Raw genomic sequence first — 14046 nt, forward strand, 5'->3', positions numbered from 1 at the left:
ATAGAAAAATATTAATATTTTCAATTTTAAATTGTAATTTTATTTTGATTATTTCACTTTTTGTATAGTATTGTATTTTGAATTATATATTAAATTGTTGAAATAATTGAAAAATTAATTCACTATAACTGATATTGTTAAGATTTTTTGTTATATTTGAAATATTTTTTATTGGAAATTGATTTTAACGCATAGTGCTAAGAATCAATAAAATTTGAAAAAAATAATAAATTTGCATTAAAGAAAAAGAACATAATAAATTAAAAGTATAGAAATTAATGTCGACGGAACTGTTCTCTTTTTATAATGTTGAAAATTTATTTCTACCTGATCCGAAACCTGTCCACAAATTAGATCCTACCCGCTCAGGTTTAAGGAATTGGGATGAAAAGAGATATAAAAATAAAATTTTTAAGATCTCACACGTATATCAATTAATGAAGGAGGAAAATGGCGCCTTACCATTTATCATTGGTCTGTCTGAGGTTTCCGGAAGGAAAGTTCTTGAAGATCTGGTGGAAATGGAACCCTTTAATTCAGAATATGGAATTGTACATTACAATTCTATGGATGAACGAAAGGTAGACGTAGCCATGTTGTATGATAAAAATAAAGTAGAGGTGATAGATTCTGAAACCATTACTTTCTTTTTTGAAATAGGAAATAAAAACACTGGAAATTACGACACAACCCGAGACGTACTTTTTTCAAAAATTAAATATAAAGACGAAATTATTAATGTCTTCATCGCCCATCTTCCCTCTAAGCGCGAAAAAGACATCAATAAACCTAAAAGAGCCTTTATACTTAATGAAATCCGGCAACGGATCATGAAAATTGTAGATGAAGATAAGGAGCATGTTATATTGTGTGGTGACTTTAACGAAAACCCGGATGATGAAAATTTAGTACAAATTCTCTATGGCAACGATCATGAGAAGGTTTTGATAAACCCTTTTCAACAGTTGTTTTCTACAAGAAATTATTCTACTTTTCATTATAAATCTGGATTGCTGTATGATCAGATCATTATGTCAAGATCACTTCTTGATAATAAGACGCTGGCTTTTCAGGATGCGCATATATTTAATTCTGAAAAAATCAGCAGCAGAACCAGACATTTTGAAGGACGACCTTTCCGAACATATGCCGGTACACGGTATCTGGGAGGATATAGTGATCACTTTCCGGTTTTTGTAACATTTAAAAGCTTACAGTAAAAAACATAAATAATAAAAAAGTAGAAAATGAAAAATTCGAGCAACACAAGCTATCATTTAGATTCCATCGACAAAGAAATCATTTACATGCTGATGGACAATGCTAAAACTTCTTTAGCCCACATTTCAAAAAATGTAGGGATTTCTACAACTGCAGTACACCAAAGAATTAAAAAACTCGAACATGCAGGCGTTATTGAAAACTCCATTTCATTCCTTAATCCTAAAAAAATTGGATATAAGGTAATCTCTTACATCGGTGTGTTTCTTGATCAGCCAAGTCATTATCCGGATGTGGTAAAGTCTTTGCATGACATCAATGAAGTGGTGGAAGCCCACTATACAACAGGAAATTATACCATATTCCTGAAAGTTCTTTGTAAAGATAATGACCATCTGATGCAGATCCTTAGCAAACTTCAGAAACTGAAAGGGGTAACCAGAACAGAAACCTTTATCTCTTTAGAACAAGGTATTTACAGACAATTGAAAGTATAACGATATGAACATAGCCCAATATTTGGATTCCACTTACCTGAAAACACCAGAACAATCAGGTATTTCCAACGAAGAAACACTTCAGAAAGATAAAGAACTTGCTCAGGAAGCGATCGATAATGGTATTTTTGCCGTAATGATCCGCCCGGATTATGTAGGAGAGATCAAGAAATATATTCAGGAAAGAAATTCAAATGTTGCAGTAGGAACTGTAATAGGTTTTCATGAAGGAACGTATTCTGTTGAAGAAAAGCTTGCAGAAGCTTCAAAAGCAATTGAAGACGGTGCTGATGAACTGGATTTTGTGATCAATTACAAAGCCTATCTTCAGGGAGATCTTGAACTGGTAAAAAATGAATTTGTAAAATGTACCGGACTGGCACTGGTGCTCCACAAAATTGCCAAATGGATCATTGAGATCGCAGCTTTAACAGATGCACAGATTGCAGATCTTACCAGAAAGATTGCTGAATGGGCAGAAGAGAGTTTCTCTGAGAATGACCTGCCTCATATTTTTGTGAAATCTTCAACAGGATTTTATGAGACTACAGGCGGAAAACCAAACGGAGCAACATTCGAAGGAATAAAAATCATGCTGGACAATGCAGGAAAACTTCCTGTAAAAGCTGCCGGAGGAGTAAGAACTCCTGCAGATGCTGAAAAAATGATCAGCATGGGAGTGAAAAGAATCGGAACCTCTTCCGCTTTGGCTCTGATCAAAGATGAATCTTCATCAGAAGGATATTAATTCAATATGAAATCATAAAAAAACCATCAAATTCAATTTGATGGTTTTTGCTTTTATACCTGTTCCTGATACTCCTCGTAAAACTGTTGGGTTTCTTTGATCAGGCTGTCCATTTCTTCCAGTGTAAATACTTCAAGGAACCTTTTTCGGAATTCTTTGAAGTGAGGAATTCCTCTGAAATAGTTGCTGTAATGCTGTCTCATTTCAACCAATCCCAGTCTTTCACCTTTCCACTCTGCGCTCCATTCCGCATGTTGGCGTACTGCCAGTAAACGGTCTGCAATTGTAGGTGCAGGTAAATGTTCACCCGTTTTAAAGAAATGCTTGATTTCATTAAAAATCCATGGATAACCAATAGCTGCACGGCCAATCATAATTCCGTCGCATGCATACTTCTGCTTGTAAGCCAAAGCTTTTTCAGGAGAATCAATATCTCCGTTTCCAAAGATCGGAATCTCAATATTAGGATTTTGTTTGATTCTTGAAATATGTTCCCAGTCTGCTTCCCCTTTGTACATCTGTGCACGGGTTCTGGCATGTATGGTTAAAGCTTTTATACCTGTTTCCTGTAAACGTTCTGCTACTTCATCAATATTAATACTGTTGCTGTCCCATCCTAAACGGGTTTTCACAGTTACAGGCAGATGGGTAGAACTTACAACAGCTTTTGTAAGACGTACCATAAGGTCAATATCTTTCAAAACTCCCGCTCCCGCTCCTTTGCATACCACTTTCTTTACCGGGCATCCGAAGTTAATATCCACAAGATCAGGATTTACGGTTTCCACAATTCTTGCAGACATGGCCATAGCTTCCTCATCGCCTCCAAATATCTGTATACCCACCGGTCTTTCATAATCGAAAATATCCAGCTTCTTACGGCTTTTGATCGCATCACGAATTAAGCCTTCGGAGGAAATAAACTCCGAATACATCAGGTCTGCACCGTGCATTTTACACAAACGTCTGAACGGAGGATCACTTACATCTTCCATCGGAGCCAGCAAAAGCGGAAATTCCGGCAGTTCTATATTGCCTATTTTTATCATGGTGCAAATTTACAAAATTCTAAATATCCCGAAATATGATATTATCTATTGGTGTGATGGGTGAGATGGCTTGAGGTTTGAAAGAATTTGAAGGCAGTAAATAGTGCAGGGGCTTCAGTTATGTATTTCTTACTTTTAGACCATCAACTTTAAATTTAGAAGCTTGCTTTTACCTGCATACTTCCAATGTGAATTGTTCTGTCTCCTGAATTTCTTCCTTCATAATTTAAATTTAACTGAATAAAAGAGTTGATTGCCTGCTGAATAAATACACTCCATACCTGGTTTTTTCCAGGCTTAAGACCATCCAGCATCTGGTTTCCTACGATACTGAAATTGTTTCCGGTAAAGTTATTACTGATAAAAGAGAAATTTCCACGGATCGATGTTTTTCTGCGTTCCCATTGAATTGTTCCTGTGACATCAAAGGCTTTCAGCAACTCTTCACCGTCCATTCTCTTTTTTTGGCGGAAAGCAGAAGAAAGCTCAGCCTGAATTGCATCAGTGAATTTATAGGTTGCTTTAGGCTTGGTTTCAAAATTATTTAAACGATAATCCCTTGTGACGAAAAGCTGGGATGAGTTTCTGATATCGTGTACAGAGTTTTCCCAATCGACCCTGAATTCCTTATTAAACCAATACCCTACATTCACAAAATGAGAAGTCTGCTCACGTTCTTCATTACTGAAGTTCGCATTGATAAGGTTGTCATTGGTAATCAAACGGTAGTTTCCGTTCCATCCTGATTTATCAGTCGGATTAAATTGTACGGATGCCAGAATATTCTGGTTTTTAAGGATCTGATCGCTGTTTTTTTCAAACGGGTTCAGCACCAGAACTTTGTCTTTTTTGTAGAAAGAGTTTTGGGAATTTAACGAAATATTGAAATTCCATCGCTTTAAAAATGCATTCTCCGAATTGAAAACAATGGCCGGATTGACAAATAATGCGAGCTGCAGTTTATTTTTATTGGAAGGAATATATCTTACAGAATTGGTGTAAACCCTTATGTATTGGGCAAGATCGGAATATTCGGCAATTTCAAACTCATCAAGCTGCTGAATGCCGTCACCGTTATAATCCGTCCATTTATAAATTCCCTGTCCGTCTGTCACTTTTATGTATTGGAATTCCCTCTGGGCCTCCTGTCCGTTTCCAAGCTCATAAAATGCCTGAAGACGCATCCCGTTTCGGAAAAGCTGCTGATTGTAAAGAATGTTTCCGACTACGAAATCATTGTTTCTCGTCACTTCACCTTCTGCACCTGAATAGAAGAACTTTCTGTAGTGGATTAAAGCATTTAAAGTAGTTTTCTCCGTTTTAATGATCTGGCTTTCCGCCATGAAACCAAGAATATTGTTCATATTCTGGAGTCTGTTGTCACGCACGGAATCATTGTCACGCATATATACTTTTGCCAATAGCTTTGTGCGGGTACTGTCACCAATTTTCTTCTGTACAAAAATTTCTTTCCAGCTGAAACTTGTAACATCCATCAGTTGCGTGTCATTATACTTCTTCTCGTTATGTTCCATGCTACCTCCGATGGCCCAGCTTCCTTTTTTACCGGTGAATTCTGTAGAAATCCCGCCACGAATGAATTTGGTATCCTGAAGGGTTGCGTTGGTACTCAGGTAAGATAAATTTCCTTTGGTAAAGAATTTTCCGGTGATCCATCCGAAATCAAGATCGTTTTTGATTCCTTTATAGGAGTTTTGTTCATCCAGATAGTTGATACGGTAGTTTAAGGTAGATTTATTGTTCCATTTATTCAAAAAGCTGAAAATAAACCTGTTTTGGGTTTTCTTATTAAATTCCTGAGTTAAGTTGAAGTCTCTGGAGAATTCTACATCGTTGATACGGTCCAGGATATGGAATTGTTTGTCAATGTATTGATATTCAAAGCTCGGAGTTCCCTTCCATGAATTTTTGGTGAAACTCTTATTTCCAAAAACCCTCCATGCATATCCGATATTCTGATCAGAATCCTTGGATGAAAATAAATTGACATCGTAGTTGCTGAGAGAGATATCAGCCCCTATTTTACCTTCATTCAGTAAATATTCCGAGTTAAGGGAATATACCTGTGATTTCTGGGGCGAAGGAAGCTTTCTTACGGCTCTGTAATCTCCTCCGTTAGGCCCTGCATATTCAAAAACACGCCCGTTGTTGGTAGTCTGAGCAATTTTATAATCCCCTTGATTAGCTCCAAAATAGGTAAAAGAAACCTGGTAAAGCGTTAAACTTGGGTCAGTGGAAAACTCATAGAAATTTCCGGCCGGATTCAGACGGTATAAAATTTTGTTGACATCGTATTCCGTAACCACTCCTGACGGGGCATACATCAGATTAGGATCATTTCCGGCTTCTGCTAATATTTGCTCATCCTCTTTAGATAAACTTAAAGAAAGCGGTGCATTTTTGTTGTCATTTTCCATGAACCAGTTCAGCCCCACTTTGAATTTTTCTCTCTGATGCTCTAACTTCCCTGTGAATAAGTATCTTGAATAATTTCTATTGGCGTAATTATAGGAAATGGTAATGAAATTCTGCTGGAAAATAGGACGGAAACTGGTAAAAGTAACCTCTCCCGTGTTGTAATTGATGGTATAATCCTGATTTTCACCACGTTTCATGAGAATTCCGTCAATGAAAACCTGTTCAGATCCTGAAATCAGGGTGATAAACTGTTCTCCGTTTTTACCGGTCAGACGGTAAGGTCCCTGGTTTCCTTCAACCCCCTGAAAACGGATTCGGTGAAATTCACTTCGGGCCACCCCTGCTGAAATGTCTACAAAAGTTTTGCTGTCTTTACCAAATTCTGTCTGAAACTGAAGGCCCATACTTCTTCGCTGGTATTTGGCAAAATAATTTTTGGCTTCTACAAGATCAAGGTGTCCTGCTCTGAGAATAGATTTTTCCTTAATGTTAAGCTGCATATAGATTTTGTCAAACTCTTCTAAAGTCTGGGTATATCCGTCAGCCTGAATGGGCAGGTTATGGTCTGAAATACTCGCTAAGATTGTCACATCCTTGGAAAGTCTTCCGGAAATCTGAAGATCCATAGAGCTCTGTACAGACTGCCCCTGGTTGTTACCAAAGGTAATTCCACGGATGATGGATCCTTTTGAATTAAGTTCTCCTAAAAATCTCTTTTTATCATTTTTTGCCAGTACAGCTTCATCAATGACTACTTTATTATTGGTCCGGATAAAGTCCAGGGTGTCTTTGGCAAAAAGGTCCCGTTCGAGCTTTGCAGCAAGGATACTGTCTCTTTTTACACTGTCTTCAGGAACGTTCGGGTTTTTCCATGAAAATACCTGAGCATTTCCTGAAAATATGCCTAAGAAAAGTAATACGATTAGGATAATAAAATTCCGCAAGTCCTGAAAAATAATGCGTAAAAATAATTAAAAAATGTTAACATCAATAGGTCAACTATTATTAACAGAAATTTAACTCAAATATTGTGAGCTCCAAAAAATTAAATGTAATTTAGCGGCCGAAATTATTAATAACAAAAATTTTTAAATCATGAAAAAACTTTATTCATTGGTAGCGGTAGCTATGTTTGCTGCTACGTCTTTTGCTCAAACAACTCTTTTGTCAGAAAATTTTGGTACTACCAATACATTACCAACGGGCTGGGTAAGTTCAAGCACAACTAATGGATGGAATGGAAGTACAGCTTCTGCTTCAAATGTATATGCCGGAGCTTCGGGAGGTTCTAACGCTTTGTTTATTGGAAACGGTTCTAATGGAGTGATTCACACTTTAACTTATTCTTTATCTACAGTTGGTTATACTAATATTAATATAATCTGGGGGGCAAGAGGAACTAATGCTTTCGCTCAGAATGTTGATTTTCAATGGAGTGTAGATGGAACAACATGGAATAATGTAACTTACACTTATGCTAAAAATGCTAATGTCTGGGCTTTGGTAAATGGTGGGGTAGCTATTCAATTACCAGCAGAGGTAGAAAATGCAGCAAATTTAAGCCTTAGATGGTCTTCTGTTACAAGTAATACTGGAAACTATAGAATTGATGATGTAAAAATAGTAGGAACCTCTGCTACGCTTGGAACAAATGAGATTAAAGGTAACAAAAAGGTATTCATTAAAAATACCGTTGTAAATAACGATATTACTTTTGGAGCTAAATCTAATGTTAAAGTTTTCAACATGGCAGGTCAGGTTGTAAAAACTGCTTCTGTTTCTGAAAACCAGTCTTTAAACGTTTCTGATCTTCAGCAAGGAACTTATATTGTAACAGGAACTGTAAACGGTAAAAACGTTTCTGAAAAAGTAATTAAGAAATAGTTAATTAACTAATTGTTAAATATATAACGTCATTAAATTTTAATGGCGTTTTTTTTGTAGTTTTATCCTAATAAATATTAAAAAAATTATTTTATGAAAAAGATCTTTACTATTTTAGGAGTTATAGCAATTGCAGCTTCTGCAAATGCACAAAACTTAATAAGCAATCCAGGTTTTGAAAATGGAACAACAGGTTGGACAGCAACTAATCCAGGAACTGGTACACCTTACTATTTGCCTACTTTAACAACTACAGAGCCACACGGCGGAATTAATTCAGTACAATATACTGCTGCAACTGCCACTACCGGATTTGAACAGGAAATACCCGTAACGGCAGGGGAGTCTTATACAATCTCTTTTTGGTATAAAGCAACTGGTGATAATACTGACGCCAGAATATGGGCTAATTATTTAGATGCTGCAAATGGTGCTATCTATCAAAATTCTAATACAGCTTCAGATCCGCTAAGAGGGCCAAATAATGGTTATTTACCAACAAGTACTGCTTGGACTCAGCATTCAGTTACTGTAACTGCTCCTGCAAATGTTGTTAAATTACGTTTACAAGTTCGTGCTTATAATAATTCTACTCTTGTTGCATTTGATGATTTTTCTGTGGTTACTGCAGGATCTTTGGCTACTGGAGAAGTTGCTCCCTCTAAATATAGATTAATAAAGAATACTTTCGTTAAAAACAACGAAATTACTTTCGGAGCAGATGTTAAGGACGTAAAAGTTTTCAATATGTTCGGACAGTTGATAAAAGAAGCTTCTGTGAAACAAAACGGAACATTAAATGTTGCTGAACTGGCAAAAGGAAATTATATCGTAACTGGTACAGTAAATAACCAGGCAGTATCTCAAAAGATTCTAAAAGACTAATTGTCTCTGTAGATAAAATATAAACAGTCATTTCCTTGAAATGGCTGTTTTTTTATGCCGATTATTTCTTAATTTGGTGGTACCGTTTTTGATGTTTTTTTATAATCAATTCAAAATTATTACATGAAAAAAATCTTTACTCTTGTTGGTTTAGTATTTATTACAGCATTTGCGAGTGCTCAAATAGTGATCAGTGAATTTTATGGAGGAGGAGACAATCCGGATGCTGCATCAAAATATAATTATATTATGCTCAAAAATATAGGAAACAATCTGGTTTCCTTGACAGGAGCAAGCATACAATATGCCCCGGCTATAGGAGCTTTTACCCAATATCATACCTTGCCGGACCTTACTTTGGGGCCTGAACAGACCTATCTGATTCAGGAGGCTGCTATTGAAGGAGGTGTAGGAAATCTGCCGACGCCGGATTTTATTGCTACAACCATTACTAATTTTGACGGAAGTCTCAATACATCTTCAGGACTAAAGATTTCAGGAGTATCCGGCAAAATTGCTTTGGCGGGAAATATTGTGCAGGTTACAGGGCCGAATTCACCAAATGTTCTGGACTTTGTAGGGTATGGGGTGAATGCGGATCAATATAAAGGTGATCAACCCGTGCCATCCCCTAAAATAACAACCATCGTCAGAAAAGATGCCAATGCAGATACGCTAACGGATCTTCTTTTCGAGGGAACTGTGAAAACCGGTTTCGTGCAGAATCCTTATATTAAAGACGGTAAGATTCTTTTTGGGACGGAAGTCCGAGACGTGAAAGTGTATGATACTTACAGGCAGGTGGTAAAAAAGTCGCCTACAAAGTTGGCTTCAAGCCTTGATATTGTGGAACTTCCAAAAGGAACTTATGTTGTAACAGGTACTATTAATAATGTTCCGATCTCACAGAAAATTATAAAAGATTAGTCATCAATAAGAAAGAACAGTTCAATCATGAGCAGTTCTTTTACTTTTAAATATAAATCTTATAGAAATAATTTTTTTATTTAATACCATCCTCTTCTCGCCGCATTTATAATAGAGCCAAGATTAAGCACCAATGTATATCTGATACGTTTCGCATAATCTTTAAAGGAAGGTTCAAACCCAAGAGAAGACTGTATCGGGAAATAGACTTCCAGAAAATCCGGGATAATCCTCACTTTGATACCACTATCCCATATAAATTTCGCCGGAAGATCTTTATTCTTATAAACTCCGGCATCAGCATAGACATGGAATATTTTCCAGACGCTTGAATCTACATTGACTGAGGTGATCCATTGGTTCACAGTTCCCGGAAGGAATGATTTGAAACCTCCGTCAGCCAGAATGAATTGCTGTGAAAGTAAACCGCTGCTGGCACTTTCTCCCAGAAGGGTATAAGAGAAAGAATAATTCGAAACCCTTGAAATACCATAGTTGAACAAGTCATTTCTGGTGTTGTTTCTTAAAAAATAACCTGCAAATAAGCGTAAGCTGAGCTTTTGCTTAGGAGCAAATTCCCATCTGTAGAAACCTTCTGCTGTTATTTTGTTAAAATCTTCCATCCCCTGGGTGCTCAGGCTGAAGCTTTTTTCATGGATCATCTGGCTGTCACTGTATCCATATCCTAAGCTCCAGAGATTATATTTGCTATAATCATTATTGGCAATCATTTTAGGACTCAGATCCCTTTCAAAATAATTATAGGAAGCACCTATACTTCTGCTTACTGTACTTCTGGGATTCTTTCTGAAGTTCAGCGTAGAAGCTATAGATCCTTTTCTGTACGCTAATCCGTAATCATAATGAAAATAAGCTCCCGAAACCCCGAAAGTAAGGCTCCGGATGATACTTTCAGCAGGCATAATAGAGTAGGATACAGCTCCTGAACCTGTCAGTTTTCCCGTTCCGGTACTGTAAGTGGGAGTCACCGAATACAGAAATTTCTGATCAAAGAAAGCCTGATTTTTTAAATTAACCCCCAGAAGGAATTTGTCATAAGTATTATTGAAACGAACCCTTGGGGTGATATAAATTTCATTGTATTCAGGATTCGGAATATCCTTTATTAGTTTAAGTTTGATCTTTTTTGCATTGGAAAATAATCCTTTAGCATACAGAAAATTATCCCTGTAATTTGATTCAGGAAAGATATAACCGCTATTTAATGTGACTTTATAAATATTGTCGGAAGTCGGAAGTGATACATTGGTGATACGCTGATTTTCTTCAGTATCTATCCAGTATACTTTTTTTTCACCTTCTTGGGTTTCCGTTTCCAATTTTACAGGAATAGATTCATTTGTATTTTTAGCAATTTTTATCTGTAGAGAGTCATCTTCCTTCCTGATATTTTTTAATTTGAAATCAACACGGTTTTTCTGTTTGAAAAAATCAGACAGATAGCTTGCTGATTTATTTTTAGCAGAAAGGTCGGTCAGAAATTCTTCAGGATTAATTCTTTTCCCTGAGTTTTTTGTAACATAGCTCTTTACAATATCGTTGAAAGGGGCTTCACCCATTTTCTCAGCAGAATAGTTAAACAGGCTTCCGGTTTCAAAGCTGCTGATCGCCATATCATTAAAGTTGCTTAAAACCGGGAAATGTTCATCAATCTTCTGATCAAGGTTTTGCAGCATGATATACTGATAAGCCAATCCATAGCGGTCCAGAAGCTTTACTTTGGAAGCATGAAATAATTTTAAAGGTTTGATCCCGAATATCTTTGTTTCTGGCAACATTCCTAAAAGCTTTGTATCATGATAGAATTTTTTCAGATACTGAATTTCAAGATATGATTTTAAACCGTTTTTAAACCAATGGTCTTTCTCTTTATCGGCAATAACGCTTTCATCAAGAATTTTTTTGGCAATGATTCCGAAATAATCAAGGTCGGTTTTTTCTGCATCAGTAAACAATGGGAATCTGAATTTCCAGAAAGTAATATCATTGTTTCCGAAAAAATCTTCTTTAGCCCTGAATTTATCAGAAATAAAAATACTTTCAGGGAGTGAGCCAAGTTTTTCTTTGAGGAATTTTAAATGAAGAGGCAGATAAAACTCAAGATTTTGCCTTTCTTCAGGCTTTAGGTTGTAACCGAATTTTACTTCAATATCAGATCCGTCAATATTATTTTTTATAGAAGGATATTGGCTTAAAGAAATCAGAAACTCAGGATCAGAATCGAGATAGCCTTTGAAAGAATTCATCTGAACCTGCGGAAGATTTCCCTCAACAAAACTATTGACAGGAATATCAAAATTGACGGTCCAGAAAGTATTGAAACTTACAGATTCTTCAATATCATGATAGTTTCTTTTGGAAATATTGTCCGGATCAAAATGATCCGGAACAATAAAGAAATATTTTAATACAGCAGCCTGGCCGGAGGTTCCGTATCCCGTAAATTTTGTATCGGGTAGCTGCATCCGGTACTGGAGCTGTAAGGTGATGCTTTCGCCGGGTTTTAAAGCTTCTTTTAAAGGCAGAAAAAGATTCTCATCCGAAAGTGCCGTCACGGGGATTATTTCATTTTCTGAATTTTTAATATCCAGTTCAAGGAGTTTTCCCAGCTGACCGGCTTTCGCAAAATGCAAATCATTATTCCGGTCTTCAAGTTTTCTGTACACTAAAGAAGTTCCCCGTCTGTTGTAAGCGGAAACCCAATTCAGGAGTTTTACAGTATGAAGGTCCTTATCAGAATGATTGTAATACACAATCTCTTGTTTTACTTCAAGGTTTTTTTTATCAGAAGACAGTTTAGCTTCAATGTAGATGCTGTCTTTCTGAGCAGAAACCTGTATAACTCCCCAAAACAAAATAAGGCAAATGCTGATCTTTTTCAAATATCCGTGATAAAGCTCAAATATAACTTATTTTGTATATACTTTATAGGATTTTAACTTTGAATTGCTTTTTTTTCCAAAGAATTAATATAAGCATTCCAGCCTTCTGTTTTGTAAGTGACTGCAGCTGCTTCAGCATCTTCGGATTTATAGATACCTCTTCCTACGATGATGAAATCGGTATGCAGGGTCTTAAAAACATGTTCAGGCGTATTGTATTGCTGTCCTTTACCATCACCTGAATTCGCAAGATTTACTCCCGGGGTGAATAATAAAAGCTCTTCAGGAAGTTTATTCTGTGACACTCCTCCGATAACGTTAGGGTGAGATTGCGCTACTTTTAAAGCTTCTTCACGGTAGCTGGCTGTTGTAAGTGCTCCCTTGGAAGACATTCCTACAATGGCTACAACGCCTACATTATGGAAACAGTCCAAAGATTCAAAACCACCGATCACCTGAGACGTTACAAAATCTGCCCAGTCTGTGATTTTGAAAACTCCGCTGGTAAACTGAAGCTCCTGGGTATTGCCAATATCTGCAAATTTTCTGTCTTCCATCAGTAAGAACTGGTGTTTTGCAGCAATTTCTTTTAATGGAATGATTGTTTTTTCGTAATCAAAATCAGAAATGATATCAATATGTGTTTTTAAAGCAATAATATGTGGACCTACTTTTTCAGCTAAAGCCAGTAATTCCTGAGTGGTTGTAACATCTGCGGATGCAATCAGGTTAGACTTTTTGGTCAATGCAGTTTCCAGTAATTTTTTAGAAACCGAATGTTGGGCATTTTGAAGTTTCTGCTCATAAGAAGGTCTGATTTCTTCTGCAAACTGAATATGGTTCCCCTGAAGAAAGTCCTGAATCCTTTTCACTTCTTCATCAGATAATTCTCCGGTTTCCTGAAGGATTACACATACTTCTGAAATGTTGAAAAGAGTATGTACCCTGTAGCCTTTGCTTTCCAAAAGCTGTTTTCCGCCCTGCTCTCTGTCCAGCACCACAACGATATCAGAGACTTTAAGATCTTCCTGTTCCACCTCAGCAATGGTTTCTACCAGAGATTTTCCGGAAGTGATCACATCTTCTACCAAAAGACAGTTTTGTCCTTTCTGGTAGATTCCTTCGATCAGTTTTTTTGTACCGTAGCTTTTTGCTTCTTTTCTTTTAATAATTAATGGAATGTAGCTTTCCAGAGACATTGCCGTAGCCATGGGAAGTGCAGCATAAGGAACTCCACAGATTAAATCAAAATTATCCAAAGGAAGCATTTCCAATAAATAATTTGCAAGATTTTTTAAGATTTTAGGATCTGAAGCCAAAGGTCTCAGGTCTACATAAAAAGGACTTTCAATACCGCTTTTCAGGGTAAACCTTCCGAATTTAATGATGCCTAGCTTGTAGCACTCTAAGAAGAATTCTTTTTTACTTTCCATTATTTTTTATTAGATGTTGCAAATTTAAGGAATTGAAATAAGGCTTAAAAATTTATCGCC

The 14046-nt window shown here is 36.6% G+C and carries 10 protein-coding genes; 6 read left to right on the forward strand and 4 right to left on the reverse strand.

The window, feature by feature from the left end; translation table 11 throughout:
• The first annotated feature begins 278 nt into the window (after nt 1-278).
• From ACTJJF_RS09140 to deoC, 3 genes are read left to right on the forward strand one after another with little or no spacing between them, the layout of a single operon-like run.
• Nucleotides 279-1220, forward strand: a complete 942-nt coding sequence (locus ACTJJF_RS09140) for an endonuclease/exonuclease/phosphatase family protein (protein WP_312298433.1) — start codon at nt 279-281, stop codon at nt 1218-1220.
• Nucleotides 1221-1247: 27 nt separating this feature from the next.
• A complete protein-coding gene (locus ACTJJF_RS09145; RefSeq protein WP_047490188.1) occupies nt 1248-1718 on the forward strand; it encodes an Lrp/AsnC ligand binding domain-containing protein in 471 nt (156 codons plus the stop codon).
• A gap of 4 nt (nt 1719-1722) precedes the next feature.
• Nucleotides 1723-2466: a deoxyribose-phosphate aldolase gene (deoC, locus tag ACTJJF_RS09150; protein ID WP_440699448.1), complete on the forward strand. Its 744-nt coding sequence runs from the start codon at nt 1723-1725 to the stop codon at nt 2464-2466.
• Nucleotides 2467-2519: 53 nt separating this feature from the next.
• Here the strand turns inward: deoC and dusB are convergent, their stop codons facing one another.
• Both dusB and ACTJJF_RS09160 read right to left on the reverse strand, forming a co-directional pair.
• Entirely contained in the window at nt 2520-3515 is a 996-nt protein-coding gene (gene dusB, locus ACTJJF_RS09155) for a tRNA dihydrouridine synthase DusB (protein ID WP_312298426.1), read from the reverse strand.
• 155 nt (nt 3516-3670) lie between these two features.
• Complete coding sequence (locus tag ACTJJF_RS09160; RefSeq protein WP_440699449.1) at nt 3671-6898, reverse strand: hypothetical protein; 3228 nt, start codon at nt 6896-6898, stop codon at nt 3671-3673.
• A 151-nt stretch (nt 6899-7049) separates the two neighbouring features.
• On the opposite strand from ACTJJF_RS09160, the gene ACTJJF_RS09165 reads away from it, so the two are divergent.
• The 3 genes from ACTJJF_RS09165 to ACTJJF_RS09175 all read left to right on the forward strand — a co-directional run bounded on the left by ACTJJF_RS09165 (nt 7050) and on the right by ACTJJF_RS09175 (nt 9650).
• The gene (locus ACTJJF_RS09165; RefSeq protein WP_440699450.1) at nt 7050-7838 is read left to right on the forward strand and encodes a T9SS type A sorting domain-containing protein; all 789 of its coding nucleotides are present in this window, start codon (nt 7050-7052) and stop codon (nt 7836-7838) included.
• Between the two features lie 93 nt (nt 7839-7931).
• Nucleotides 7932-8723 carry a carbohydrate binding domain-containing protein gene (locus ACTJJF_RS09170; protein ID WP_440699451.1) on the forward strand — a complete coding sequence of 264 codons (792 nt, stop codon included), beginning with the start codon at nt 7932-7934 and terminating at the stop codon, nt 8721-8723.
• Nucleotides 8724-8846: 123 nt separating this feature from the next.
• The gene (locus ACTJJF_RS09175) at nt 8847-9650 is read left to right on the forward strand and encodes a T9SS type A sorting domain-containing protein (protein WP_312298421.1); all 804 of its coding nucleotides are present in this window, start codon (nt 8847-8849) and stop codon (nt 9648-9650) included.
• An 80-nt stretch (nt 9651-9730) separates the two neighbouring features.
• On the opposite strand, the gene ACTJJF_RS09180 is transcribed toward ACTJJF_RS09175, so the two are convergent.
• Together ACTJJF_RS09180 and pyrF are read right to left on the reverse strand one after the other, a co-directional pair.
• Nucleotides 9731-12553 carry an aminopeptidase gene (locus tag ACTJJF_RS09180; RefSeq protein ID WP_440699452.1) on the reverse strand — a complete coding sequence of 941 codons (2823 nt, stop codon included), beginning with the start codon at nt 12551-12553 and terminating at the stop codon, nt 9731-9733.
• 53 nt (nt 12554-12606) lie between these two features.
• Complete coding sequence (gene pyrF / locus ACTJJF_RS09185; protein WP_440699453.1) at nt 12607-13986, reverse strand: orotidine-5'-phosphate decarboxylase; 1380 nt, start codon at nt 13984-13986, stop codon at nt 12607-12609.
• Nucleotides 13987-14046 lie beyond the last annotated feature (60 nt).

It is taken from the genome of Chryseobacterium sp. 22458, assembly GCF_052044975.1.
Classification (GTDB): Bacteria; Bacteroidota; Bacteroidia; order Flavobacteriales; family Weeksellaceae; genus Chryseobacterium.